This window comes from Streptomyces sp. NPDC000134, assembly GCF_042899225.1.
Taxonomy (GTDB): domain Bacteria; phylum Actinomycetota; class Actinomycetes; order Streptomycetales; family Streptomycetaceae; genus Streptomyces.
On sequence record NZ_JBIAZN010000013.1, the window covers coordinates 53,631 to 79,168 of the forward strand.

At 73.0% G+C, this 25,538-nt stretch carries 20 protein-coding genes and 1 pseudogene; 18 read left to right on the top strand and 3 right to left on the bottom strand.

Going from position 1 to position 25,538, the window contains the following annotated elements:
• Positions 1-107: 107 nt before the first annotated feature.
• Positions 108-2,366, top strand: a complete 2,259-nt coding sequence (locus tag ACFY32_RS20635) for a putative bifunctional diguanylate cyclase/phosphodiesterase (protein ID WP_390674915.1) — start codon at positions 108-110, stop codon at positions 2,364-2,366.
• A gap of 430 nt (positions 2,367-2,796) precedes the next feature.
• On the opposite strand, the gene ACFY32_RS20640 is transcribed toward ACFY32_RS20635, so the two are convergent.
• Positions 2,797-3,381, bottom strand: coding sequence for a TetR/AcrR family transcriptional regulator (locus ACFY32_RS20640; protein WP_390674916.1), 585 nt, complete (start codon positions 3,379-3,381; stop codon positions 2,797-2,799).
• Between the two features lie 86 nt (positions 3,382-3,467).
• On the opposite strand from ACFY32_RS20640, the gene ACFY32_RS20645 reads away from it, so the two are divergent.
• The 11 genes and pseudogenes from ACFY32_RS20645 (at position 3,468) to ACFY32_RS20695 (ending at position 13,037) form a co-directional block, all read left to right on the top strand.
• Complete coding sequence (locus tag ACFY32_RS20645) at positions 3,468-3,836, top strand: DUF4267 domain-containing protein (RefSeq protein ID WP_390674917.1); 369 nt, start codon at positions 3,468-3,470, stop codon at positions 3,834-3,836.
• 81 nt (positions 3,837-3,917) lie between these two features.
• The gene (gene gatC / locus ACFY32_RS20650; protein ID WP_359193738.1) at positions 3,918-4,214 is read left to right on the top strand and encodes an Asp-tRNA(Asn)/Glu-tRNA(Gln) amidotransferase subunit GatC; all 297 of its coding nucleotides are present in this window, start codon (positions 3,918-3,920) and stop codon (positions 4,212-4,214) included.
• 6 nt (positions 4,215-4,220) lie between these two features.
• Positions 4,221-5,720 (top strand): Asp-tRNA(Asn)/Glu-tRNA(Gln) amidotransferase subunit GatA, encoded by a 1,500-nt coding sequence (gene gatA / locus ACFY32_RS20655; RefSeq protein ID WP_390674918.1) that lies wholly within the window; start codon positions 4,221-4,223, stop codon positions 5,718-5,720.
• Positions 5,717-5,959, top strand: coding sequence for a hypothetical protein (locus ACFY32_RS20660; RefSeq protein WP_359193732.1), 243 nt, complete (start codon positions 5,717-5,719; stop codon positions 5,957-5,959). The genes gatA and ACFY32_RS20660 overlap by 4 nt, the downstream gene beginning before the upstream one ends.
• 15 nt (positions 5,960-5,974) lie before the next feature.
• Positions 5,975-7,489, top strand: a complete 1,515-nt coding sequence (gene gatB / locus ACFY32_RS20665) for an Asp-tRNA(Asn)/Glu-tRNA(Gln) amidotransferase subunit GatB (protein WP_390674919.1) — start codon at positions 5,975-5,977, stop codon at positions 7,487-7,489.
• Positions 7,490-7,702: 213 nt separating this feature from the next.
• Complete coding sequence (locus tag ACFY32_RS20670; RefSeq protein WP_359193726.1) at positions 7,703-9,940, top strand: MMPL family transporter; 2,238 nt, start codon at positions 7,703-7,705, stop codon at positions 9,938-9,940.
• Complete coding sequence (locus tag ACFY32_RS20675) at positions 9,918-10,493, top strand: GNAT family protein (protein WP_359193723.1); 576 nt, start codon at positions 9,918-9,920, stop codon at positions 10,491-10,493. Before ACFY32_RS20670 ends, ACFY32_RS20675 begins: the two co-directional genes overlap by 23 nt.
• A gap of 35 nt (positions 10,494-10,528) precedes the next feature.
• Positions 10,529-11,080 carry a hypothetical protein gene (locus tag ACFY32_RS20680; protein ID WP_359193720.1) on the top strand — a complete coding sequence of 184 codons (552 nt, stop codon included), beginning with the start codon at positions 10,529-10,531 and terminating at the stop codon, positions 11,078-11,080.
• A 196-nt stretch (positions 11,081-11,276) separates the two neighbouring features.
• A complete protein-coding gene (locus ACFY32_RS20685; RefSeq protein WP_390674920.1) occupies positions 11,277-11,468 on the top strand; it encodes a hypothetical protein in 192 nt (63 codons plus the stop codon).
• A gap of 395 nt (positions 11,469-11,863) precedes the next feature.
• Positions 11,864-12,784, top strand: a pseudogene (locus ACFY32_RS20690) (LuxR C-terminal-related transcriptional regulator); the annotation flags it as partial.
• 37 nt (positions 12,785-12,821) lie between these two features.
• Positions 12,822-13,037, top strand: coding sequence for a DUF6191 domain-containing protein (locus ACFY32_RS20695; protein WP_359193714.1), 216 nt, complete (start codon positions 12,822-12,824; stop codon positions 13,035-13,037).
• Between the two features lie 9 nt (positions 13,038-13,046).
• Here ACFY32_RS20695 and ACFY32_RS20700 read toward each other — a convergent pair whose 3' ends face one another.
• Entirely contained in the window at positions 13,047-14,222 is a 1,176-nt protein-coding gene (locus tag ACFY32_RS20700) for a PQQ-dependent sugar dehydrogenase (protein WP_390674921.1), read from the bottom strand.
• Between the two features lie 81 nt (positions 14,223-14,303).
• Complete coding sequence (locus ACFY32_RS20705; protein WP_359193709.1) at positions 14,304-15,302, bottom strand: aldo/keto reductase; 999 nt, start codon at positions 15,300-15,302, stop codon at positions 14,304-14,306.
• Positions 15,303-15,378: 76 nt separating this feature from the next.
• Between ACFY32_RS20705 and ACFY32_RS20710 the strand changes: the two genes are divergently transcribed.
• The 6 genes from ACFY32_RS20710 to serA all read left to right on the top strand — a co-directional run bounded on the left by ACFY32_RS20710 (position 15,379) and on the right by serA (position 25,474).
• Positions 15,379-16,338, top strand: a complete 960-nt coding sequence (locus ACFY32_RS20710; protein ID WP_359193707.1) for a 2-hydroxyacid dehydrogenase — start codon at positions 15,379-15,381, stop codon at positions 16,336-16,338.
• 474 nt (positions 16,339-16,812) lie between these two features.
• Positions 16,813-19,884, top strand: a complete 3,072-nt coding sequence (locus tag ACFY32_RS20715) for an EAL domain-containing protein (protein ID WP_359193704.1) — start codon at positions 16,813-16,815, stop codon at positions 19,882-19,884.
• 243 nt (positions 19,885-20,127) lie between these two features.
• Entirely contained in the window at positions 20,128-21,978 is a 1,851-nt protein-coding gene (locus ACFY32_RS20720; RefSeq protein ID WP_359193702.1) for an acetolactate synthase large subunit, read from the top strand.
• Positions 21,979-22,000: 22 nt separating this feature from the next.
• Positions 22,001-22,525, top strand: a complete 525-nt coding sequence (ilvN, locus tag ACFY32_RS20725) for an acetolactate synthase small subunit (RefSeq protein WP_190206985.1) — start codon at positions 22,001-22,003, stop codon at positions 22,523-22,525.
• Between the two features lie 118 nt (positions 22,526-22,643).
• Positions 22,644-23,642, top strand: a complete 999-nt coding sequence (gene ilvC, locus ACFY32_RS20730) for a ketol-acid reductoisomerase (protein ID WP_390674922.1) — start codon at positions 22,644-22,646, stop codon at positions 23,640-23,642.
• A gap of 242 nt (positions 23,643-23,884) precedes the next feature.
• The gene (gene serA, locus ACFY32_RS20735) at positions 23,885-25,474 is read left to right on the top strand and encodes a phosphoglycerate dehydrogenase (RefSeq protein ID WP_359193695.1); all 1,590 of its coding nucleotides are present in this window, start codon (positions 23,885-23,887) and stop codon (positions 25,472-25,474) included.
• Positions 25,475-25,538: the final 64 nt, after the last annotated feature.

Genomic DNA, 25,538 nt, shown 5'->3' on the forward strand with positions numbered 1-25,538 from the left:
GTGCTCCGAGCGGGCGGGGGGACGGATTCTTCCAACGCGGAGCCGTCGATGGCTGTCGGGCACCGGGCCGCGTGGCGTGGGCACCGCCGGCTGTGAGAGGGACGGGAATGGAACCGACCGAGAGCGCCGCTGCGGGCTCACGGCTGCGCATGCGCCGGCTGGTCGACGCGATGCGTGAGAGCCGCTGGACCGGGGAGCCTTCGGAGGGCGTCGGGGACCAGGGGAGCGTCACCGCACCGCACGGCACGCCGACCGGGCGCGGAGCCGACCGGCCGGCCGCCGGGAGCGCGCACGGCCTGCCCGGCACCGATACCGGCACCGACGCCGAACGGCACCTGTCCTGGCCCGCCCTGCCCGCGGCGGTCGTCGCGGGCGCCGGGTTCGTCCTGGGCGCCGGGTTCTACCGGGCGTTCACCGACGGCCACGCCCTCTTCCCGTCCGGCACCGCCGGCTGGGCGCTGGCGGTGCTCACCGGCATCGTCGTCGGCCACCTGGTGATGCTGGGCCGCGCCCGCTGGTGGGGCGGCACCGGCTCCGGCGCCGCCCTCACCCTCGCCGTGCTGCTGCTGTACGGCTGGGTCCCGGCCGGCCTGGTCAGCCTCACCGTCGTCGTCCTGGTCGGCGTCGCCCGCCGGGGCCGCTGGCGCCAGGGCGTGCTGCACGGCGCGGTCGACATCCTCGGCATCGCCGCCGGCGCCGCCCTGCTGGGCGCCTGCGGCTCCGCGCCCTCCGTCGAGACGCCCTGGGACCCGGCCACCTGGACGGTGTCCGCCGCGCCCAAGGTGATCCTCGTCGCCGTCGCCTACCTCGCCGTCACCCGCACCCTGCTGTGGTACCTGCACACGCCGCGCCCCGGCCTGCCCACCGTGGCCCGCACCGCGCTGGCCCGGCACGGCCTGGTCGCGATCGCGCTGCTCGGCATCGCCCCGCTGGTCTGCGTGGTCGCCTCCGCGCGGCCGGTGCTGCTGCCGCTGTTCGCCATCCCGCTGATCGCCCTCGACTCCACCCTGTGGATCGCCCGCGCCAGGGCCGAGGAGCAACTGCGCGACCCGCTGACCGGACTGCCCAACCGGCAGTGGCTCCAGGAGCGCATCTGGACGGCGCTGGACGACGCCGACCGGGCCGGCGCCCGCAGCGCGCTGATGCTGATCGACCTCGACCGGTTCCGGTCGGTCAACGACACGCTGGGGCACCTGGCCGGCGACCGGCTGCTGCTCCAGATCGCCGACCGGCTGCGGCTGGCGCTGCCGCGCGGGGCGGAGGCCGCGCGGCTCGGCGGCGACGAGTTCGCCGTCCTGCTGCCCGTCGCCGACTCCGCCACCTCCGCCATCCGGGTCGCCCGCGGCCTGGTCGGCGCCCTCAGCTCCCCCCTCGACCTGGACGGGCTCACCCTCGTGCTGGAGGCCAGCGCCGGGGTCGCGGTCTTCCCCGACCACGCCCTCGACGCCGAGGGGCTGCTGCGCCGGGCGGACGTGGCGATGTACCAGGCCAAGCGGGACCGTACGGGCGTCGAGGTCTACGAGTCCAAGCGGGACTCCAACACCCCGGACCGCCTCGGCCTCCTCGGCGACCTGCGCCGCGCCCTGGACGCCCGCGAGGTGGAGCTGCACTACCAGCCCAAGGTCGGCTTCGACGGACAGGTCGCGGGCCTGGAGGCGCTGGTGCGCTGGGTGCACCCGGAGCGGGGCCGGGTACCGCCGGACGAGTTCATAGCGATCGCCGAGTCCTCCGGGCTGATGCCGCACCTGACGGAGTACGTGCTGGACACGGCGCTGGCCCAGGTCGCCCGGTGGCGCTCCCAGAACCTGTTCGTGCCGGTCGCGGTGAACGTCTCGCCGCGGGACGTGCACACGCCCGGCTTCGCGGGCCTGGTCGCCGCCCGGCTGGCCCGGCACGGGGTCCCGGCGGGCTCGCTCCAGTTGGAGATCACCGAGCACGTCCTGCTGGAGGACCCGCAGCGCGCCGCCGACACCCTCGCCGGGCTGACCGGGCACGGCGTGAAGATGTCCCTGGACGACTTCGGCACCGGGTACTCCTCGCTGGTCCATCTGCGCAAGCTGCCGGTGAGCGAGCTGAAGATCGACCGGTCGTTCGTGGCCCGGCTGGCCGTCGACACCGAGGACGCGGCGATCGTGCGCTGCACGGTCGACCTCGCGCACTCCCTCGGGCTGCTGGTCATCGCCGAGGGCGTCGAGGACGACGAGACGTGGGAGCGGCTGCGGGACCTCGGCTGCGACGCCGTACAGGGCTGGCTGGTCGCGGCCGCGATGCCGCCGGACGAGACCACGGCGTGGCTGCGGGCGCGGGGGACCCGGGGCTGGCAGCGGCCCGCCGCGGCCCTTCCGGCCGCGGCGACGGACGACTGACGGCTCCGCCTGACCCGCCCTTGCCCGAGGACCCGAGCCCCGGGCTCGGGCCGCCCCGCCGCGAAGTGGCCGGCCGTCGACAGGCCGGCCGGCGGCGGGGCCAGCCGCCGGCCGGAGCGGCGGCGCCCACGGAGGGCCGACCCCCTCGCCCGAGGACACCCGCCTCCGGCTCGCGCCGCCCCGCCCGGACCGTCCCGCCCGGGACCGCCTGGAGCATCCGGCCCCGCGCGTCCCGTCCCGCGTGGGTCGCCCGGCCCCGCGCGAACCACCCCGCCCGGACCACCCGGCCCCGCCCGGACCACCCCGCTGGACCACGCGGCTCTGCGCGAACCGCCCGGACCGCCCCGCCCCGCGCGGACCGCCCCGCCCCGCGCGGACCGCCCCGCCCCGCGCGGACCGCCCCGCCCCGCCCGATGACACCCCCTCCGCCTCACCCCACCCCCGCCGCGAAGTGGCCCGTCAGCAGGGACAGGCGGTGGGCGTGGGACTCCTCGGGGAGGCGGCCGCTGCGGGTCAGGGTGGCCAGGCCGTGCAGGGCCGCCCAGTACGTCTCGGTGAGCAGGACCGGGTCCTCGCCCTCCGCCGCGACCGGCGTCACCGCCCGGGACAGTTCCTCGAACGCCTCCCACAGCTCGGGCGGCGCCTCCGCCGTGGCGAACGGCAGCCCCACGGCCAGCGTGAACATCGCGTCGTACAGCGCGGGCCGGCGCCGCGCGAACGCCGTGTACGCCTCGCCCACCGCCGCCAGCGCCTCCCGGCGTCCGGAGACGGCGGTGCGCGCCGCGCGCAGCTCGGCGGCGAGTTCCGCGCAGCCCTCCACCGCGACCGCCGCCATGATCGCGTCCTTGCCCTTGAAGTGGCTGTAGAGGACCGGCTGGCTGTACTCGATCTCGGCCGCCAGCCTCCGTGTGGTGACCGCCTCCCAGCCCTCGGCCTCGGCCAGTTCCCGCGCGGCGGCGACGATCAGCCGCTCCCGCTCCGCTCGTTCGCGCTCCCGGCGCGTCTGGATCGACATGAGCGAATTCTAGCAGCGCTAGCCAATCTGTCGCCGCTCTGTTAGCGTCGCTCTCAGTCCTAGCGCTGCTAGCAAGGAGATGTGGCATGACCGTGACCGCGTACACCCTGGCCGTCGTCCTCGACCTGTTCATCCTGTTCATCGGGGCGCGCTTCCTGCTCCGGCCCCGGCCCGCCGCGGCCGGGTACGGCGTGCCCGCCAAGCCCGACGGGGACGCCGCCTACCTCGCGGTCAAAGGGCTCAGGGACCTCACCTTCGGCGTGGTGGGCCTGGCGCTGCTGATCTTCGCCGGGGCCCGCGCCGAGGCCTGGTTCATGCTGGCCGTGGCGATCGTGCCGTTCGGCGACACCCTGATCGTGCTGCGCCACGGCGGGACCAGGGCGGTGGCCTTCGGCATCCACTTCGCCACCGCGGTCGTCGTCCTGATCAGCGCGGCCCTGCTGTTCGCCGTCTGACCGGGAAACCGTTTAACGGCCGAGGGACCGCGCCCCATAGGATTGGGCGAAACACACACTCTCACCCCAGAGGAACGCTGCATGCCTGGCATCACGCGCGAGGAGGTCGCCCACCTCGCCCGGCTGGCGCGTCTGGAGCTGAAGCCCGAAGAGCTCGATCACTTCGCGGGACAGCTCGACGACATCATCGGCGCGGTCGCCCGCGTCAGCGAGGTCGCCGACCAAGACGTACCGCCGACCTCGCACCCGCTCCCGCTGACCAATGTCATGCGGCAGGACGAGGTCCGTCCGTCGCTCACGCCCGAGCAGGCGCTCTCCGGCGCCCCGGCCCAGGAGCAGCAGCGTTTCAAGGTGCCGCAGATCCTGGGGGAGGAGTAACCCGCCATGACGGACAGCCCCATCATCAAGCTCACCGCGGCCGAGACCGCCGCGAAGATCGCCTCCGGTGAACTGACCGCAGTCGAGGTCACCGAGGCCCACCTCGCCCGGATCGAGACCGTCGACGAGAAGGTGCACGCCTTCCTGCACGTCGACCGCGAGGGCGCGCTCGCCCAGGCCCGCGCCGTGGACGAGAAGCGGGCCAGGGGGGAGAAGCTCGGCCCGCTGGCCGGCGTCCCCCTCGCCCTTAAGGACATCTTCACCACCGAGGGCGTGCCGACCACCGTCGGCTCCAAGATCCTCGAAGGCTGGCTCCCGCCGTACGACGCGACGGTCACCCGGAAGCTGAAGGCCGCCGACGTGGTCATCCTCGGCAAGACCAACATGGACGAGTTCGCCATGGGGTCCTCCACCGAGAACAGCGCCTACGGGCCGACCGGCAACCCCTGGGACCTCACCCGCATCCCCGGCGGTTCCGGCGGCGGTTCCGCCGCCGCGCTCGCCGCCTTCCAGGCGCCGCTGGCCATCGGCACCGACACCGGCGGTTCTATCCGCCAGCCCGCGGCCGTCACCGGCACGGTCGGTGTCAAGCCGACGTACGGCGGCGTCTCCCGCTACGGCATGGTCGCCTTCTCCTCCTCCCTCGACCAGGGCGGCCCCTGCGCCCGTACGGTCCTGGACACGGCCCTGCTGCACGAGGTGATCGCCGGGCACGACCCGATGGACTCCACCTCCATCGACGCGCCCGTCCCCCCGGTCGTCGAGGCCGCCCGCAACGGCAGCGTCGAGGGCATGCGCGTCGGCGTCGTCAAGCAGTTCCGCGGCGAGGGCTACCAGGCCGGCGTCATCCAGCGCTTCGACGAGTCCGTCGAACTGCTGAAGTCGCTGGGCGCCGAGATCGTCGAGCTGGACTGCCCGTCCTTCGACCTCGCCCTGTCGGCGTACTACCTGATCGCCCCGTCCGAGTGCTCCTCCAACCTCGCCCGCTTCGACGGCCTGCGCTACGGCGCCCGCGTCGGCGACGACGGCACGCACTCCGCCGAGGAGGTCACCTCCCTGACCCGCGAGGCCGGCTTCGGCCCCGAGGTCAAGCGCCGCATCATGCTCGGCACGTACGCCCTGTCCAGCGGGTACTACGACGCGTACTACGGCTCCGCGCAGAAGGTCCGTACGCTCATCACCCGCGACTTCGAGAAGGCGTTCGAGCAGGTCGACGTGATCGTCTCCCCGACGACCCCGACCACCGCCTTCCCGATCGGCGAGCGCGCCGACGACCCGATGGCGATGTACCTCGCCGACCTGTGCACCATCCCCACCAACCTGGCGGGCAACGCGGCCATGTCGCTGCCCTGCGGCCTCGCCCCCGAGGACGGCCTGCCGGTGGGTCTGCAGATCATCGCCCCCGCCATGAAGGACGACCGGCTCTACCAGGTCGGCGCCGCCGTCGAGGCCGCCTTCGTGCAAAAGTGGGGCCACCCGCTGCTTGAGGAGGCTCCGTCGCTGTGACCAAGGCACTGTCGAAGGCCAAGGGATTCAAGAAGTCCAAGTCCGGCCTGTACCTGTCCATGGCCACCACCGCGTTCGGCGCGGTCAGCGTCGCCAAGCAGGCGAAGCTCGCCCGCACCGAGAGCGACACGCTCCGGCTGCTCGACGCCGCCGTGTCCGCCGCCGCCATCGTCACCGGCCTCGCCATCCTCTACCGCGAGCTGAAGCGGCTGGGCGACGACGACGTCCTGCTGGGCTGAGAGGGAAGTTTCACCGTGACCACCACGACCGACCTGGTGTCGTACGAGGACGCACTCGCGTCGTACGACCCCGTCATGGGCCTTGAGGTCCATGTCGAACTCGGCACCAAGACCAAGATGTTCTGCGGCTGTTCGACGGCGCTCGGCGCCGAGCCGAACACCCAGACCTGCCCGGTCTGCCTCGGCATGCCCGGCGCGCTCCCGGTCGTCAACGCGACCGGTGTCGAGTCCGCCATCCGCATCGGCCTCGCGCTCAACTGCGAGATCGCCGAGTGGTGCCGCTTCGCCCGGAAGAACTACTTCTATCCGGACATGCCGAAGAACTTCCAGACCTCCCAGTACGACGAGCCGATCGCCTTCAACGGCTACCTCGACGTGCAACTGGAGGACGGTGAGACCTTCCGCGTGGAGATCGAGCGCGCCCACATGGAGGAGGACACCGGCAAGTCGACCCACGTCGGCGGCGCCACCGGCCGTATCCACGGCGCGTCCCACTCCCTGCTCGACTACAACCGGGCCGGCATCCCGCTCATCGAGATCGTCACCAAGCCGATCGAGGGCGCGGGGGAGCGCGCGCCGGAGGTCGCGAGGGCGTACGTCCGGGAGCTGCGCGAGGTCATCCGCGCGCTCGGCGTCTCCGAGGCCCGCATGGAGATGGGCCAGATGCGCTGCGACGTCAACCTGTCGCTGCGCCCGAACGGCACCGAGAAGTTCGGCACCCGCTCGGAGACCAAGAACGTCAACTCGCTGCGGTCGGTCGAGCGCGCCGCCCGCTTCGAGATCCAGCGGCACGCCGCGGTGCTCTCCTCCGGCGGCACGATCGTCCAGGAGACCCGCCACTTCCACGAGGACACGGGGTCCACGACCTCCGGCCGCGTGAAGGAGGAGGCCGAGGACTACCGGTACTTCCCGGAGCCCGACCTGGTCCCGGTCGCCCCGTCCCGCGAGTGGGTCGAGGAGATCCGCGCCTCGCTGCCCGAACTGCCGCTGGTGCGCCGCAACCGGCTGCGCGAGGAGTGGGGGATCTCCGGCACCGACATGCAGGCGATCCTCAACGCCGGCGCGCTGGACCTGATCGTCGCCACCATCGAGGCCGGGGCCGACGCGGCCGCCGCCCGCAAGTGGTGGATGGGCGAGCTGGCCCGCAGCGCCAACGAGTCGGGCACGTCGCTGGACGACCTGGCCATCACGCCCCAGCAGGTGGCCCGGGTCACCGAGCTGGTCGCCGAGGGCGACCTCAACGACAAGCTGGCCCGCCAGGTCATCGAGGGCGTCCTCGCCGGCGAGGGCGGCCCGGACGAGGTCGTGGAGAAGCGCGGCCTGAAGGTCGTATCGGACGAGGGCGCGCTGTCGGCCGCCGTGGACGAGGCGATCGCCGGCAACGCCGGCATCGTCGCCAAGATCCAGTCCGGCAAGGTCGCCGCGGCCGGTGCCCTGGTCGGCGCCGTCATGAAGGCGACCCGCGGCCAGGCGGACGCGGCCCGGGTCAAGGAGCTGATCCTCCAGAAGCTGGGGGTCCAGGAGGGCTGACACCCCGTCACCCCACCCGCCCGGAGGGGCGCACCGCCCGGTGCGCCCCTCCGGGCGTTTCCCGTGCGCTGTGAATCAGCCCACGTATTCCGCAAAGGATCACATTCGCCTGTAAGAGTGACAGCGCATTGCTCATGCGTTCTTTGCGGGCCGTTCAGCTCATGAACGACTGTTCCCGGTCAAAGATCCACATTCACCACTGGGAGCACGTCCGTGGCAGCCCTCGCACGCTGGTGTGTCCAACGCCGCCTGGTCACCGTTCTGCTCTGGCTCCTCGCCCTCGGCGCGACCACCGCGGGCGCCGCCGTCCTGGGCTCCGCGTACTCCGACGACTACGGCGTCCCCGGCACCGAGTCCGACCGCGCCGCCCGGCTGCTGGACGCCGGCTTCCCCGGCAGCGGCGGCGACGGCGGCACCATCGTCTGGCACACCCCCGACGGCGGCGGCACCGTCCGCGCCGCCGCCGTCGAGCAGACCATGACCCGCACCCTGGACCGCGTCGAGGAACTCCCCGGCATCGCCTCCGTCACCAACCCCTACGACGCCCCCGACACCCCTCTGATCAGCGAGGACGGCCGCACCGCGTACGCCGTCGTCACCTTCGACCGGCAGGCCGGCGACCTCCCCGAGGACCAGGCGCGGGCCGTCGCCGACACCGCCGGGGCCGCCCGGACCGACCAGCTCCAGGTGGAACTCGGCGGCACCGCCGTCCCGGGCACCGGGGCTCCCGGCGGCCATCTCGCCGAGGCCGTCGGCGTGGCCGTCGCCGCCGTCGTGCTGTTCCTCGCCTTCGGCACCCTCGCCGCCTCGCTGCTGCCCATCGCCACCGCGCTGGTCTCCGTCGGCACCGCCTACGCCGGCATCACCCTGCTCGGCCACGCCATGACCGTCGCCGACTTCGCGCCCATGCTCGGCATGCTGATCGGCCTGGGCGTCGGCATCGACTACGCCCTGTTCATCGTCACCCGGCACCGGCGCGGACTGAAACGGGGCCTGAGCGTCACCGACGCCGCCGCCGAGGCCGTCGCCACCACCGGACGGGCGGTCGTCTTCGCGGGCGCAACCGTGTGCATCGCCCTGCTGGGCATGCTCGTCCTCCGGCTGAGCTTCCTCAACGGCGTCGCCGTAGCCGCCTCGCTCACCGTCGTCCTCACCGTCGCCGCCTCGGTGACCCTGCTGCCCGCCCTGCTCTCCTTCATCGGCCCCCGCGCCCTGAGCCGGCGCGAGCGGCGCCGGCTCGCCGAGCACGGGCCCCGGCCGGAACTGCCGACCGGGTTCGCCGCCCGCTGGTCGGCGCTGGTGGAACGCCGGCCCAAGCTGCTCGGCGCCCTCGCCCTGGCCGTCGTCACGGTCCTCGCCCTGCCCACCCTCGGCCTGCGCCTGGGCACCTCCGACCAGGGCAACGACCCCGCGGGCTCCACCACCCGCGCCGCCTACGACCTGGTCGCCGAGGGCTTCGGACCCGGCGTCAACGGCCCCCTCACCCTGGTCACCGAGGTCGGCGGCGCCGAGGACCGGCTCGCCCTGGACTACCTCGACACCTCGCTGCGCGCCACCGAGGGCGTCGCCTCGGTCACCCCGGTGACGTACGGCTCCGGCGGCGGCACCGCCTACCTCACCGTCGTCCCCGACTCCGCCCCCCAGTCCCGCGCGACCAGCGACCTCGTCGACCGGCTGCGCTCGGAGGTGCTGCCCCGCGCCGAGCACGGCACCTCCCTCGACATCCACGTCGGCGGCCTCACGGCCGGGTACGACGACTTCGCCGACGTCATCGTGGGCAAACTCCCCGTCTTCGTCGGTGTCGTCGTCGGCCTGGGCTGCCTGCTGCTCCTGCTGGCCTTCCGGTCCGTCGGCATACCCGTCAAGGCCGCCGTGATGAACATCGCCGCCGTCGCCGGTGCCTTCGGCGTCGTGGTGGCCGTCTTCCAGTGGGGCTGGGGCAGCGAACCGCTCGGCCTCGGCGGCTCCGGCCCGATCGAGCCCTTCCTGCCGGTCATCATGGTCTCGGTCCTCTTCGGACTCTCCATGGACTACCAGGTCTTCCTGGTCAGCCGGATGTACGAGGAGTGGCTGGAGACCGGCGACAACCGGCGGGCGGTGCGCGTCGGCCTCGCCGAGACCAGCCGGGTGATCAACTCCGCGGCGGTCGTCATGATCTGCGTGTTCCTCGCCTTCGTGCTCAGCGGCGACCGGGTGATCGCCATGTTCGGCATCGCGCTCGCCGCCGCCGTCGCCCTGGACGCCTTCGTCCTGCGCACCCTGCTGGTGCCGGCCCTCATGCACCTGCTCGGCGACGCCAACTGGTGGCTGCCCCGCCGGCTGGACGCCCGCCTGCCCCGGATCAGCATCGAGCCGCCCGAGTGCCGCGGCGCCGCCCATGAGAGGCTCACGGACGGCGTGGGCGCCATGCGGAAGGAGCGGCAACAGGATGTACGCGAAAGCACTGGGTGACGACGGGGCCGAACTGCGCCCCCTGGAGCCGTGGCACGCCGAGGAGTTCCTCGCGCACATGGACCGGGGGCGGGAGTTCATCACCCGGCACATCCCCTTCGGCACCCAGGTCACCGACACCGGCTCCGCGCGGGACCTGCTGACCTCCTACGCCCAGAAGCGGGCCGCCGACAGCGGCTCCCTGCACGGGCTGTGGCTGGACGGCAAGCTCGTCGGCGGCCTGCTGTTCCGGGTCTTCGACGCGGCGACCGGCGTCTGCGAGATCGGCTGCTGGCTGGAACCGGCCGGCACCGGCAAGGGCCTGGTCACCCGGGGCGCCCGCGTTCTGATCGACTGGGCGTTCGAAGAGCGCGGGATGCACCGCGTGGAGTGGTACGCCTCGTCCGCCAACACCCCCAGTGTGAACACCGCCCGCCGGCTCGGAATGACCCGCGAGGGAATCCTCCGGCAGAGCTACCCGTACCGTGGAGTGCGCCAGGACAGAGAGGTGTGGGCGGTCCTCGCGCCGGAATGGCGCGCGGCCCGCGTGCGCACCGCTCACAACGATCATTAAGGGACCTCTCAGAGAGCGTCCGTACGGTGCGAGGCATGGGAACGGAAACAGTGGACGAGACCGCGGCCGCGACGAAGGCCGACGAGGACAGCGCGACGGACCGGGCGGACGCCGCCGGGGCTGCCGGGGCCGAGGAGACGCCGCAGGCCGCGGAGGGCGAGGCGACCGCGGAGGAGACCGGGCCGGCCGGCCCCTCCGGCGTCGGGCAGGGCGCGGGGGCCGTCGTCTCCGCCGGGCTCGGCATCGTGTCGCTGACCGGCAGTTGGATCGGCACCGTCGCCTCCGCGCGCCAGTCGCTGCTGGGCCAGCTCGAGACCTCCTCGTCCTCGGACATCGCCACCATGATCGACAAGGGGTACGGCAACGCCTGGCAGGCCACCGCGCTCTGGGGCGGCATCTTCGCGCTGGTCGCGCTGATCGTCGGCGTCGTCGTGCTGGCCCGGCCCGCGTTCGGCGCGCCCGGCCGGCCGCAGGCCCCGTGGATCAAGTCGGTCTCCTGGGCGGGCGTCGCCCTCGGCGTGGTCGGCCTGCTCCTCGCGGTGCTGAAGTACACCGACGTACTGCTCGGCGTGCCGTCGGCGGGCTGACGTACCCGGAGCCCGGGAGGGGTCTTAGGCCGGCCGGCGGGCGACGCGGGCCGGCCTAAGACCCCTCCGGCGTGTCTAAGGCCCCCGCGCGCCGCCGAAGATGCGGAACTTGCCCGATGTGGCGGGCCCCCCTCGGAGACGAAGGTTGAACCATCGCGACCAGCGAGGACGACCCGACTCCCACCGAGGACATGCCATGTACGCCACGTACGACCTGCTGCGGTTCCGTTCCGCCGAGCTGATCCGCCGCGCCGAGCACGAGAAGCTGGCCCGCGAGGCCCTCCGGGCCCGCCGCGCCGCGCGCCGGGCAGCGGTCCGGCACCCCGACGAACCGGAAAGCCATACCACCGGCGCCCGCCGCCGCCACCGCTCGCCCCGCGCGGCGTGACGCCGGAGGGGGGCCCGGGGGGTGCCGGAGCGGTGGCCGCTCCGGGGATGGCCCGGGGGAAGGCGGGGGCGGTGCCCTCACCGACGGTGGCTCGGGGGACCGCCGGTGAGGCCACCGCCCCGGCCCCGGGCGACTCCCTGGGCCACGCGCCGGGTCACGCCCCCGGCCACGCCCGTGCCCAGGGAGGCACCCAGGCCGGTGTCCAGGCCGTCTCACCGACGGTGGCTCGGGGGACCGCCGGTGAGGCCGCCGTCCCGGCCCCGGGTCCCGGGTCCGGGTCTTTCCTGGGCCACGCCGGTGCCCAGGCCGTCGGAGCACTGGCTCCGGTGCCCGGGAAATCCGGTGCCGTCGGCCCCGGGGCGCGTGCGATGCTCGGCGGCGCCGGCCTCAAGTGCGCCGTGATCGCCCTGGCCCGCGGCGCCACCGCCGAGGCCGCCCAGCTCCTCACCGAGGCCCGCACCGCGTACGGCACCCACGACCCCATGCCGCAGAACACCCTCCCTCTGGCCCTCCTCACCATCGGCCTGGCCGCCGCCGAGGGCCGGCTGGCCGACGCCCGCGCCGGACTGCTGCGCGCCCTGGACGCCGGTTTCCCGCCCGGCACCCAGCGCTACGCCTGGCCCCTGCTGGCGACCGCCGCCGAGGCCGAGGCCGACGCCCGGCACCTGCCCGCCGCCGAGGAGGGCCGCGCCGAGATCCTCCGGCGCCTGCGCACGGCCGCCAGGTCCCTCACCACCGCCATCCCCGTCTGGCTCGCACACGACAAGTGGGTCCGCGCCGAACTCCGCCGCGCCGAGGGCCACGACGCCCCCGGGCCCTGGTCGGAGGCGGTCACCGCGTTCGAGGCCCTGGAACGCCCCTACGAACTGGCCCGGGTACGGCGCCGGCTCGCCGAGGCCCTGCTCGCCACCGGCGACGCGGCCGACCGCGACCGCGCCCGGGAACTGCTGAGCCTCGCCCACGCCGTGGCCGACCACCTCGGCGCCCGCCCGCTCGCCGACGCCGTCAGCCTGCTCGCCCAGCGCGCCCGGCTCCCGCTCGGCCGCGCCGCCGAGCCGCTCACCGCCCCCGCCGACCCGGCCGGCGACCTCGGTCTCACCGGCCGGGAACGCGATGTGCTGCGCCTGGTCGCCGACGGCCGCACCAACCGCCAGATAGCCGAGGAACTCTTCATCTCCCCGAAGACGGCCAGCGTCCATGTGTCCAACATCCTGGCCAAGCTCAATGTCTCCGGCCGCGGCGAGGCGGCGGCGGTGGCCCACCGGCTCGGCCTGTTCCCGGCCGTCCCGGCCGTCACCTCCGAATCATCGGCCTGAGGCTTACGCTGAAGGGACACCGGCCGAGGGAGGTCCCGTGTTCAACGCCTTCGAGGAGCTTTTCGCACCCGGGCGCAAGCACACCCGTGACGAGCAGAACCGGCTGGAGCTGACCCGGGAGGACGTCGGCGACGGCGACCCCGGACACGGCCCGATAGACCTCACCTCCGGAAAGGTCGTCGTACGGCTGCCGCAGCAGCGGGAGACAGAGGCCGGGCACGCCGGGGCCGCCGACGAGGAGACCGAGCGCTGAGGGGGCCGGTTACTTCACCGTCAGCTCCAGGACGCGGTCGTCCCCCTTCTTCGGGTCGCCCCGGCCGTCGGTGTTGCTGGTGACCAGCCACAGCTTGCCGCCGCCGGCCGCGACCACCGTGCGCAGCCGGCCGTACTCGCCCTCCAGGAAGGGCTGCGGGTCGGCCGCGGCCCGGGTGCCCTTCAGCGGGACCCGCCACAGCTTCTCGCCGCGCAGCCCCGCCATCCACAGCGAGCCCTCGGCGTAGGCGATCCCGCTGGGGGAGGCGTCGTCGGTGTGCCACTGGGCTATCGGGTCGTGGAAGGCGTCGTCGTCCGACCGGCCCTCGGCCTCGGGCCAGCCGTAGTCGTCACCCGGCCTGATCGCGTTCAGCTCGTCCCAGGTGTCCTGGCCGAACTCCGAGGCGAACAGCCGCTGCTCGGCGTCCCAGGCCAGGCCCTGCACATTGCGGTGGCCGTTGGAGTAGACGGGGGAGTCCGGGAACGGGTTGCCCGGGGCGGGCTCGCCCTCCGGGGTCAGCCGCAGGATCTTGCCGCCCAGGGAGTCCCGGTCCTGGGACAGACCGGTCCGGCCGCTCTCGCCCGTGCCCACGTACAGCATCCGGTCCGGGCCGAAGGCGATCCGCCCGCCGTTGTGCACGAAGCCCTTGGGTATGCCCTTGAAGACGGTGTCCGGGGCGCCCAACTGCTCGCCCGGCGGCTTGCGCGGGTCGTACAGCATCCGCACGACGCGGTTGTCCGAGGCGGAGGTGAAGTACGCGTAGACCATGCGGTCGGCGGCGTGGTCGGGGGAGAGCGCGATGCCCAGCAGCCCGCCCTCGCCGGCCGGGGAGACGCCCGGCACCTCGCCCGCCTCGGTCTTCTCGCCGGTCTTCCCGTCGACGCGGGTGAGGGTGCCCTCGTCCCGGGAGGAGACCAGCAGGTCGCCGCCGGGCAGCGCGGCGAGGCCCCAGGGACTGTCCAGGCCGGTGGCGACGGTACGGCCCACCGTCACCGAGCCCTTCGCGGGCGCGGCCTCCTCCGTGGGCCGCTGCGCGGGCGAGGACCGCGGGGACGCGAGGTCCCAGGGGGCGGCGCTCCCCGCCCCGGCGGACGCTCCGTCTCCGTCACCGGAGGAGCAGCCGGACGTCAGCAGAAGCGCGGTAGCGGCGCACACGGCCGCCACTGCTCGACGTTGCACGATCATGGTCCCTTCGACGCGGCGGGTTCTACCTGTCTTACACCGCTCGCGCCCGCCAGGTTCCCGATCGCGCCGTCCCGAACCCCGCTACTCCCACGAGCCCACCGCCGACGGCAGCGCCCCCACCTCCGCCAGATCCTCCGGGGTCAGCCGCAGCGCGGTCGCGGCGGCGTTCTCCACCACCCAGCGTTCCCGCTTGGCGCCCGGCACCGGGATCACCTGGCGGCCCTGGGCCAGCACCCAGGCCAGCGCCACCTGCGCGGGCGTGACCGCCTCCCCGTGCCGGGCCGCGACCCGGCGCAGCCCCACCACGATCGGCTGGTTGGCGGCCATCATCTCGGCCGTGAAGCGGGGGTGCCGGGCACGCAGGTCGTCCGGTTCGAAGCCCTCGCCGGGCGTCAGCGTGCCGGTGAGGAATCCGTTGCCCAGCGGCATCGCGGCGAGGAACCCGACGCCGCGCGCCGCGCACCACGGCAGCAGCGTCTCCAGCGCCTCCGGCGACCACACCGACAGCTCGGCCTGCACCGCGCTCACCGGGAACACCTGCTGCACCCGCTCCAACTGCCGCACCGTCGCGTCGTGCAGCCCGGCCCCGCCGCGCCGCGCCGACCGGGCACCGACCGCGCACAGCCCCAACGCCCGCACCTTCCCGGCCCGGACGAGTTCCGCCATCGCGCCCCAGGTCTCCTCGATGGGCACCTCCGGGTCGGCGCGGTGCAACTGGTAGAGGTCGATGACGTCGGTCTGCAGGCGGCGCAGCGAGGCGTCGCAGGCCCGTCTGACGTACCCCGGGCGGCCGTTGGCCACGATGTGCTGGTCGCCGACGAGCAGGCCGACCTTCGTCGACACCAGGGCGTCGGACCGCCGCTCCCGCAACACCCGCCCGAGCAGCAGCTCGTTGGTGAACGGGCCGTACATGTCGGCGGTGTCCAGCAGGGACGAGCCCAGGTCCAGCGCCCGGTGCACGGTCCTGAGCGACTCGTCGCCCCGCTGCCGCGACGCGCTGTACGCCCAGCTCATCGGCATGCACCCCAGCCCGACCGCCCCCACCGCGAGTGCCGACGCGCCGATCGTCCTGCGCTCCACCTGGTCGTGACCCTCCCTCGTTAGGCCACCCCAACCTAACCTCTGCGGTTCCGCCGCCTGACATAGCCTCCTGACCATGACTGCTGACGTGTGGCTGCCCATACCGCCGGACGAGATCGACGGACTCCCCGAGGGCCCCCGGTACCTGTTCTGGGACGGAGGCGAGGACGGACGCCAGGAGTTCCCCGGCGACCCCGCGGACTGCGTCTTCTACGTCGTGCCGTACATGACGCCCCTGCCCGTGCGGGTCCGGCCGCTGGAGCGCCTGAGCGGGGTGCGGGTGGTCCAGACGCTGACCGCCGGTGTCGACGACGTCGTGGAGCCGGTCTCCGCGCTGGGTCCGGGTGTGCACCTGTGCAACGCTCGCGGGGTGCACGAGACCGGCACCGCCGAACTCGCGCTCGCCCTGACCCTCGCCTCGCTGCGCGGCATCCCGGGTTTCGTCCGGGCCCAGCAGGAGCAGCGCTGGCAGGGCGGCTTCCACCCGGCGCTCGCCGACCGGTCCGTCCTGATCGTCGGGTACGGCGCGATCGGCTCCGCCGTCGAGGACCGGCTCACCGCGTTCGAAGTCGCGCGGGTGACGCGCGTCGCGCGCTCCGCGCGCACCACGGCGCGCGGCCCGGTGCATCCGCTCACCGAGCTGCCCGCGCTGCTCCCGGACGCGGACGTCGTCATCCTGGCCACGCCGCTCACCGAGACCACCCGCCACCTGGTGAACGCCGGCTTCCTGGCCCGGATGAAGGACGGCGCCCTGCTGGTCAACATCGCCCGCGGCCCGGTCGTCGACACCAAGGCGCTCCTCGCCGAGCTGGAGAGCGGCCGGCTCACCGCCGCGCTCGACGTCACCGACCCGGAGCCGCTGCCCGCCGGCCACCCCCTGTGGCAGGCGCCGGGCGTGCTGATCAGCCCGCACGTCGGCGGGCCGTCCTCGGCTTTCCGGCCGCGTGCGGAGAGGCTGCTGGTGGACCAGTTGACCCGGTTCGTGAACCGCGAGCCCCTGCGGAACGTAGTCCTTACGACGGGCGCCGGAACCTGATCCGGACAACCGGCTCCTCGGGCGCATTCCGTACGTGACCGGTGCGACCGGCGCACCCGGCGCACCCGGCGCAAGCACCGCGTGGACCGCTTCGGGCACCCACCGCAATCTTCCGGGCGCGGTGGGTACCCGTACAACCGCTGATCGTTACGGAGCGTAGAGAACCTATGTCCCTGAGTGACGAGACTGGTGTATGGTCCCCGACAGGGGCAGCGCCGCGCACGTTCGGCGCCGGGGACGGACATGGAGACTGTGAGGGGGGCGACGGGCGATGCACGGCCTATGGACGAACGATCCGACGCGGCGGAGCCGCCGTCGACGGTCCTGGCGCACGGCCGCACGCGGACGGGCGCAGCACGGCCACCACGGCCACCACGGCCACTGTCAGCGCCGGCCCGGCAGCCGCGGGACACCGGCCCACCCGGCGCACCTGAGCCCACAGGACCGGGGTGCCGCGCGGACCGGGAGGCTCCGGTGACCTCGCCACCGCCTCCCGCGCCCGCGCTCGACGGAGCGCTGCGCGCCCGTCCGGCGCCCGGACCGCTGCTGCCCCGACCCTCGGCCGGCACCGGCGGGGCCGGTCTGGCCCGCCAGCTCGCGCTCGCCCTGGTCTGCGCGGTCTACGCCATCGGCTCCGCGTTCGGCTGGGGCTCCGAGCGCCTCGCCGTGATCATGGGGGACTTCGGGCTGGGCGCCGCGGCCGGCGCCGCCGCCGTCTCCTGCTTCCTCTACGCCCGCGGCCCCCTGGTGCGCTTCCGGCCGGCCTGGCTGCTGTTCGCCCTGTCCTCCGCGATGGCGGCCCTGGGGAACGTGGTGTGGGGGTGGTACGAGGTCGTCCTCCGGCAGCCGGTGCCCAGCCCCAGCTACGCGGACCTGTTCTTCCTGTGCTTCGCGCCGCCGGCCATCGTCGGCCTGCTGGTCTTCGCCAAGCGGCCGGCCACCAGGGCCGGCTGGGTCTGCCTCGGGCTGGACGCCTGGCTGATCGGGGGCTCGCTGCTCACCCTGGCCTGGAGCCTGGCGCTGGCCCAGGCCGCCCAGGCCGACGGCTCCAGCGTGGCCCACACCGCGCTGTCGCTGGCGTACCCGCTGCTCGACATCGCCCTGGTCAGCATCGTGCTGGCGCTGCACTTCCGGCGCTCGGCGGTGTACCGCTCCGCGGTCAACACCGCGATCGGCGCCCTCGCGCTGACCGTGATGTGCGACGCCCTGTTCACCTCGCCGTTGCTCCACCACAACTACCGCTCCGGGCAGTTGCTCGACGCGGGCTGGTTCGCCGGCTCGCTGCTGCTGGCCTACGCCCCCTGGGCCGGGTCGCGGCACGGCCGGCAGGCGGACGAGGGCACCGACGGCGGGCACACGCGCGTGGTGCGCGAGCACCTGCCCGGACAGCGCGGCACCGGCTTCCCCGCGGCGGCCCCGGCCCCGGTCCCGGCCTCAGTCCCGGTGCCGGTGCCGGGCGGCGAGCACAGCCGCTACCTCACCGCCCGGCCGCTCACCGGGTCGCTGGCCGCGCTCACGCCCTACCTCGCCGCCGCCGTCTGCACCCTGGGCATCCTGTACAACGTGCTCAACGGGCACAGCGTGGACCGCGTCGTCCTGCTGACCTGCGGCACCGTCGTGCTCGCCCTGGTCGTGCGCCAGGGCATCATGCTGCTCGACAACATCACCCTCACCCAGGAACTGGCCCAGAAGGAGAACCACTTCCGCTCCCTGGTGCAGGGCTCCAGCGACGTCATCATGATCGCCGCGCCCAACGGCGTGCTGCGGTACGTCTCCCCGGCCGCCGCCGGGGTCTACGGCCGCCCCGCCGAGGACCTCGTCGGCTGCGAACTGGCCGGGCTGATCCACCCCGAGGACCTCGGCTGCGTGGTGCACGAGGTCCGCCGGTTCCTGGCCGCCAACCCCGTGGAGGAACCCACCACGCGCATCGAGTGCCGCTTCAGGTCCGGCGACGGCGGCTGGCTCAACGTCGAGTCCACCGTCAACCGCCACCACGGCGGGCTGATCTTCAACAGCCGGGACGTGACCGAACGGGTCCGCCTCCAGGCCCAGCTCCAGCACAACGCCGAGCACGACCCGCTCACCGACCTGCCCAACCGCGCCCTGTTCACCAAGCGCGTCCAGCAGGCCCTGTCCGGCCGCCGCGCCTCCGACCGGGGCGCCGCCCTGCGCGGCACCGCCGTCCTCTTCATCGACCTCGACGGCTTCAAGGCCGTCAACGACACGATCGGGCACCAGGCCGGGGACGAACTGCTCGTCCAGGCCGCCCGCAGACTCCACGAGGCGGTCCGGCAGGGCGACACCGCCTCCCGGCTGGGCGGCGACGAGTTCGCGGCCCTCATCGTCGGGGACGGCACCCGGGACCGCTCCGCGCGGGAACGGCACATCCTGGAGCTGGCCGACCGCCTCAGGCTGACGCTGTCCCAGCCCTACCTCATCGACGGCAACGACGTCCGGGTCAACGCCTCCATCGGCGTCGCCTTCGCCGAACCCGGCCTCGGCGCGGGGGAACTGCTGCGCAACGCCGACCTGGCCATGTACCGGGCCAAGGCCGGCGGCAAGGGCCGCGTGGAGCTGTACAAGCCGCAGATGCAGCAGGACGTCGTCCGCAAGGCGGAGCTGGCCACGCGTCTGCGCGCCGCGCTGCACGACGGCGAGTTCACGCTGCTGCACCAGCCGGTGGTCTGCCTGGCCGACGGGCGGATCGCGTCGGTCTGCGCCCAGGCCCGCTGGCGCTCCTCGCAGGGGGTGCTGTTCACGCCCGCCGAGTTCCTGCGGGTCGCCGAGGACAGCGACAAGACCGCCGAGCTGGACCGCTGGCTCCTCCAGGAGGCGGTCGAGCAGGCCGCCGAGCGGGCCGCGGCCGGGGTCGCCGCGCCCGTGGCGGTCCGGGTCGGCGCCCGGCGACTGCTGGACCGCTCGATGCCGCCGGGCACCGTGGAGGGCCTGCTGACCCGGCACGGACTGCCGCCCGGTTCCCTGGTGATCGAGCTGGCCGACACCGACCCCCGGATCGGCCTGGACGAGCTGGAGCGCCGGCTGACCGCGCTGCGGCGGGCCGGCGTACGCATCGCGCTCGACGGCTTCGGCGGCGGCCAGGCGACCGTCGCGGCGCTCAGGCGGCTCCCCGTCGACATCGTCAAGCTCGACCGGGGCCTGGTCGAGGGCGTCGTGGAGTCCGCCCGGCTGCACAAGATCACCAGCGGGCTGCTGCGGATCGCCGGCGACCTCGGACTGCAGTCCGTGGCCGACGGGGTGGACCTGCCCGAACAGGTCGTCGCCCTGCGCGCCATGGGCTGCACCCACGGGCAGGGCATGGCCTTCTCCGGGCCGCTGGACGAGTACCGGCTGCGCAGGGCGCTCGGGACGGGCGGCTACCCGGTGCCGCACGGCCCGGCCGAACCCGCCTTCGCGGGCGGCGCGGGCGCGTACCCGGTCGGTGGCAACGGCCTGGCGGCCGGGATGAATCCGGCCATGGTGCCGGTCGTCTTCGGAGGCGGGACGGCCTTACGTTCACATGATGAGACTCCCGTCCCACCCACTTGACAGTGAGTGCGTGCCGGGGGGAGGGTCAGTTCCATGCGCACCCGAATTCTCGTACTTGGACAGCGCGTCGGCTGAAGCTGGTGACGTCCGGACCGACCCGGAATCCCAGCGACCCACACCCGGCGCGCTCCCCTCGCTTGCCTTATGGCACGAGGGGTTTTTTGTTGCACAGGCACCTGCCGACCGGCGGTCACAGACCGCACAAATCTTGCTAAAACCCTCAGCATCGAGAAGAGAATGCCGATGACCGACCAGGCCACCGGGGCCCATCATCCGCAGCCGCGGCCCCGATCCGGAGGACAGCACTCCACGACCGTCGAGCACGTCACGGGCGCGCAGTCCCTCATCCGTTCTCTCGAGGAGGTCGGGGCCGACACGGTATTCGGCATTCCCGGCGGTGCCATCCTGCCCGCCTACGACCCGATGATGGACTCCACCCGGGTGCGGCACGTCCTGGTCCGGCACGAGCAGGGCGCGGGCCACGCCGCCGAGGGATACGCGCTGGCCACCGGCAAGGTCGGCGTCTGCATGGCGACCTCGGGACCCGGCGCGACCAACCTGGTCACCCCGATCGCCGACGCGCACATGGACTCGGTGCCGATGGTCGCCATCACCGGCCAGGTCGCCTCCTCCTCGATCGGCACGGACGCCTTCCAGGAAGCGGACATCGTCGGCATCAGCATGCCGATCACCAAGCACAACTTCCTGGTCACCAAGGCCGAGGACATCCCCCGGGTGATCGCGCAGGCGTTCCACATCGCCTCCACCGGCCGCCCCGGCCCGGTCCTGGTCGACATCGCCAAGGACGCCCTCCAGGCGAAGACCACCTTCTCCTGGCCGCCCGCCATGGACCTGCCCGGCTACCGCCCGGTGACCAAGCCGCACGCCAAGCAGATCCGCGAGGCCGCCAAGCTGATCACCGCCGCGAAGCGGCCCGTCCTCTATGTCGGCGGCGGCGTCCTCAAGGCCCAGGCCACCGCCGAGCTGAAGGTCCTCGCCGAGCTGACCGGAGCGCCCGTCACCACCACCCTGATGGCGCTCGGCGCGTTCCCCGACAGCCACCCGCTGCACGTGGGGATGCCGGGCATGCACGGTTCGGTCACCGCCGTCACCGCGCTGCAGAAGGCCGACCTGATCGTCGCCCTCGGCGCCCGCTTCGACGACCGCGTCACCGGCAAGCTGGACAGCTTCGCCCCGCACGCCAAGATCGTCCACGCCGACATCGACCCGGCCGAGATCGGCAAGAACCGGGCCGCCGACGTGCCGATCGTGGGCGACGCCCGCGAGGTCATCGCCGACCTGATCCAGGCCGTGCAGAAGGAGCACAGCGAGGGCGGCCGGGGCGACTACGCCGCCTGGTGGAAGGACCTGAGCCGCTGGCGCGAGACCTACCCGCTCGGCTACGACCAGCCGGCCGACGGCTCGCTCGCGCCGCAGCAGGTCATCGAGCGCATCGGCCGGCTCGCCCCGGAGGGCACGATCTTCGCCGCGGGCGTCGGCCAGCACCAGATGTGGGCCGCGCACTTCATCGAGTACGACAAGCCCGCCACCTGGCTGAACTCCGGCGGTGCCGGAACCATGGGGTACGCCGTCCCGGCCGCCATGGGCGCCAAGGCCGGCGCGCCCGAGCGGACCGTCTGGGCGATCGACGGCGACGGCTGCTTCCAGATGACCAATCAGGAACTGACCACCTGCGCCCTGAACAACATCCCGATCAAGGTCGCCATCATCAACAACGGCGCCCTCGGCATGGTCCGCCAGTGGCAGACGCTCTTCTACAACCAGCGCTACTCCAACACCGTGCTGCACTCCGGCCCGGACGACGTCAACCCGGCCGCCCGCGGCACCCGCGTCCCGGACTTCGTGAAGCTGGCGGAGGCCATGGGCTGCTACGCCATCCGCTGCGAGGACCCGGCCGACCTGGACAAGGTCATCGAGGAGGCCAACGCGATCAACGACCGTCCGGTCGTGGTGGACTTCATCGTCCACGAGGACGCGATGGTGTGGCCGATGGTCGCCGCCGGCACCTCCAACGACGAGATCATGGCCGCCCGGGACGTCCGCCCCGACTTCGGCGACAACGCAGACGACTGAGAGCCGTAAAGGAATGCAGACCATGTCCAAGCACACGCTCTCCGTCCTGGTGGAGAACAAGCCGGGCATCCTGGCCCGGATCGCCGCCCTCTTCTCCCGCCGCGGCTTCAACATCGACTCGCTCGCCGTCGGGGTCACCGAGCACCCCGACATCTCCCGCATCACCATCGTCGTGGGCGTGGAGGAACTGCCGCTGGAGCAGGTCACCAAGCAGCTCAACAAGCTGGTCGAGGTGCTGAAGATCGTCGAACTGGAGCCCGCCCAGGCCGTCCAGCGCGAACTGGTCCTGGTGAAGGTGCGCGCCGACAACGAGACGCGCTCCCAGATCGTCGAGATCGTCCAGTTGTTCCGCGCCAAGACCGTGGACGTCTCCCCGGAGGCCGTGACGATCGAGGCCACCGGTTCCGGCGAGAAGCTGTCCGCCATGCTCAAGATGCTGGAACCGTACGGCATCAAGGAGCTGGTGCAGTCCGGCACGATCGCCATCGGACGCGGCGCCCGTTCGATCACGGACCGCTCGCTGCGCGCCCTGGACCGGTCCGCCTGACGCCGGAGACGGGCGGCCGGTGAGGCCCGGCCGCCCGAATTCCGAGACCCCGAGACTTCCCTACCCCCCACCGGCATACGGTGGGACGCGACACCCGTACACAAGGAGAGAACCCAAAGTGGCCGAGCTGTTCTACGACGCCGACGCCGACCTGTCCATCATCCAGGGCCGCAAGGTCGCGGTCATCGGTTACGGCAGCCAGGGCCACGCCCACGCCCTGTCGCTGCGCGACTCCGGCGTCGACGTGCGCGTCGGTCTGCACGAGGGCTCCAAGTCCAAGGCCAAGGCCGAGGAGCAGGGCCTGCGCGTGGTGAGCCCGTCCGAGGCCGCCGCCGAGGCCGACGTCATCATGATCCTGGTCCCGGACCCGATCCAGGCCCAGGTGTACGAGGAGCACATCAAGGACAACCTGAAGGACGGCGACGCGCTGTTCTTCGGCCACGGCCTGAACATCCGTTACGGCTTCATCAAGCCCCCGGCCGGCGTGGACGTCTGCATGGTCGCCCCGAAGGGCCCCGGCCACCTGGTGCGCCGTCAGTACGAGGAGGGGCGCGGCGTGCCCTGCATCGCCGCCGTCGAGCAGGACGCCTCCGGCAGCGCCTTCGCGCTGGCCCTGTCGTACGCCAAGGGCATCGGCGGCACCCGCGCCGGCGTCATCAAGACGACGTTCACCGAGGAGACCGAGACCGACCTGTTCGGCGAGCAGGCCGTGCTGTGCGGTGGCACCTCGGCGCTGGTGAAGGCGGGCTTCGAGACCCTGGTCGAGGCGGGCTACCAGCCGGAGATCGCCTACTTCGAGTGCCTGCACGAGCTGAAGCTGATCGTGGACCTCATGTACGAGGGCGGCCTGGAGAAGATGCGCTGGTCGATCTCCGAGACCGCCGAGTGGGGCGACTACGTCACCGGCCCGCGGATCATCACCGACGCCACCAAGGCCGAGATGAAGAAGGTCCTCGCCGAGATCCAGGACGGCGCCTTCGCCAAGAACTGGATGGACGAGTACCACGGCGGTCTGAAGAAGTACAACGAGTACAAGAAGCAGGACTCCGAGCACCTGCTGGAGACCACCGGCAAGGAGCTGCGCAAGCTCATGAGCTGGGTCGACGAGGAGGCGTAAGCCTCATCGGCCGGGGCCGGAGCGGATCGCTCCGGCCCCGTCGTCCATCCGTTGTCCATCCCGTCCAGCCTCGGACGGGTGATCCTTCCGCAGCGGCGTAAGACGACGTCCTGGGCGCACTACACTGCTGCACAACAATCGCGTCAGGCCCACAGCGTCGTGCGTCTTTCACGCGGCTGGCAACCCTCCACCGCCTGCGGCCGTCGGGACGGCCGTCCGCATTGGGACTTGTGAGGACTCACGTGAGCTCGAAACCCGTCGTACTCATCGCTGAAGAACTGTCGCCCGCGACCGTGGACGCGCTCGGCCCGGACTTCGAGATCCGCCACTGCAACGGAGCGGACCGTGCCGAACTGCTGCCCGCCATCGCGGACGTGGACGCGATTCTGGTCCGTTCGGCCACCAAGGTCGACGCCGAGGCCATCGCCGCCGCCAGGAAACTGAAGGTCGTCGCACGAGCCGGCGTCGGCCTGGACAACGTGGACGTCTCCGCCGCCACCAAGGCCGGCGTGATGGTCGTCAACGCCCCCACCTCCAACATCGTGACCGCCGCCGAGCTGGCCTGCGGTCTGATCCTCGCCACCGCCCGCAACATCCCGCAGGCCAACGCCGCGCTGAAGAACGGCGAGTGGAAGCGGAGCAAGTACACCGGTGTCGAGCTGGCCGAGAAGACCCTCGGTGTCGTCGGCCTCGGCCGGATCGGCGCCCTCGTCGCCCAGCGCATGTCCGCCTTCGGCATGAAGGTCGTCGCCTACGACCCCTACGTGCAGCCCGCGCGGGCCGCGCAGATGGGCGTCAAGGTCCTGACGCTGGACGAGCTGCTGGAGGTCTCCGACTTCATCACCGTCCACCTGCCCAAGACCCCCGAGACCCTCGGTCTGATCGGCGACGAGGCGCTGCGCAAGGTCAAGCCGAGTGTCCGCATCGTCAACGCCGCACGCGGCGGCATCGTCGACGAGGAGGCGCTGTACTCGGCGCTGAAGGAGGGCCGCGTCGCGGGCGCCGGGCTGGACGTGTACGCCAAGGAGCCGTGCACGGACTCGCCGCTGTTCGAGTTCGACCAGGTCGTCGCCACCCCGCACCTCGGCGCCTCCACCGACGAGGCCCAGGAGAAGGCCGGCATCGCCGTCGCCCGGTCGGTGCGGCTCGCGCTCGCCGGCGAGCTGGTCCCGGACGCGGTCAACGTGCAGGGCGGGGTCATCGCCGAGGACGTCCGCCCCGGCCTGCCGCTGGCCGAGCGCCTCGGCCGGATCTTCACCGCGCTCGCCGGCGAGGTCGCCGTCCGCCTCGACGTCGAGGTCTACGGCGAGATCACCCAGCACGACGTGAAGGTGCTGGAGCTGTCCGCACTCAAGGGCGTCTTCGAGGACGTCGTCGACGAGACGGTGTCGTACGTCAACGCCCCGCTGTTCGCCCAGGAGCGCGGCGTCGAGGTGCGGCTGACCACCAGCTCGGAGTCGACCGAGCACCGCAACGTGGTGACGGTGCGCGGCACCCTCACCGACGGCGAGGAGGTCGCGGTCTCCGGCACGCTGGCCGGCCCCAAGCACGTCCAGAAGATCGTCGCCGTCGGCGAGTACGACGTCGACCTCGCGCTCGCCGACCACATGGTGGTGCTGCGCTACGAGGACCGTCCCGGTGTCGTCGGCACCGTCGGCCGCATCCTCGGCGAGGCGGGCATCAACATCGGCGGCATGCAGGTCGCGCGGGCCACGGTGGGCGGCGAGGCCCTCGCGGTCCTGACCGTCGACGACACGGTGGCCCCCGGGGTGCTGGCCGAGGTCGCGGCGGAGATCGGCGCGACGTCGGCGCGCTCGGTCAACCTCACCTAGGTGACCGTCGGTCCGGGGGCTGCCGTCCCCGGGCCCCCGCTTCGGCCCTGAACGGGCCTCGTCC

Excerpts from the sequence above, each read along its gene's own strand:
- ACFY32_RS20685 (WP_390674920.1), top strand. The coding sequence starts at position 11,277 with ATGTACGCCACGTACGACCTGCTGCGGTTCCGTTCCGCCGAGCTGATC.
- ACFY32_RS20675 (WP_359193723.1), top strand. The coding sequence starts at position 9,918 with ATGTACGCGAAAGCACTGGGTGACGACGGGGCCGAACTGCGCCCCCTG.
- ACFY32_RS20680 (WP_359193720.1), top strand. The coding sequence starts at position 10,529 with ATGGGAACGGAAACAGTGGACGAGACCGCGGCCGCGACGAAGGCCGAC.
- ilvN (WP_190206985.1), top strand. The coding sequence starts at position 22,001 with ATGTCCAAGCACACGCTCTCCGTCCTGGTGGAGAACAAGCCGGGCATC.
- ACFY32_RS20640 (WP_390674916.1), bottom strand. The coding sequence starts at position 3,381 with ATGTCGATCCAGACGCGCCGGGAGCGCGAACGAGCGGAGCGGGAGCGG.
- ACFY32_RS20720 (WP_359193702.1), top strand. The coding sequence starts at position 20,128 with ATGACCGACCAGGCCACCGGGGCCCATCATCCGCAGCCGCGGCCCCGA.
- gatC (WP_359193738.1), top strand. The coding sequence starts at position 3,918 with ATGCCTGGCATCACGCGCGAGGAGGTCGCCCACCTCGCCCGGCTGGCG.
- ACFY32_RS20645 (WP_390674917.1), top strand. The coding sequence starts at position 3,468 with ATGACCGTGACCGCGTACACCCTGGCCGTCGTCCTCGACCTGTTCATC.
- gatA (WP_390674918.1), top strand. The coding sequence starts at position 4,221 with ATGACGGACAGCCCCATCATCAAGCTCACCGCGGCCGAGACCGCCGCG.
- ACFY32_RS20635 (WP_390674915.1), top strand. The coding sequence starts at position 108 with ATGGAACCGACCGAGAGCGCCGCTGCGGGCTCACGGCTGCGCATGCGC.
- ACFY32_RS20710 (WP_359193707.1), top strand. The coding sequence starts at position 15,379 with ATGACTGCTGACGTGTGGCTGCCCATACCGCCGGACGAGATCGACGGA.
- ACFY32_RS20700 (WP_390674921.1), bottom strand. The coding sequence starts at position 14,222 with ATGATCGTGCAACGTCGAGCAGTGGCGGCCGTGTGCGCCGCTACCGCG.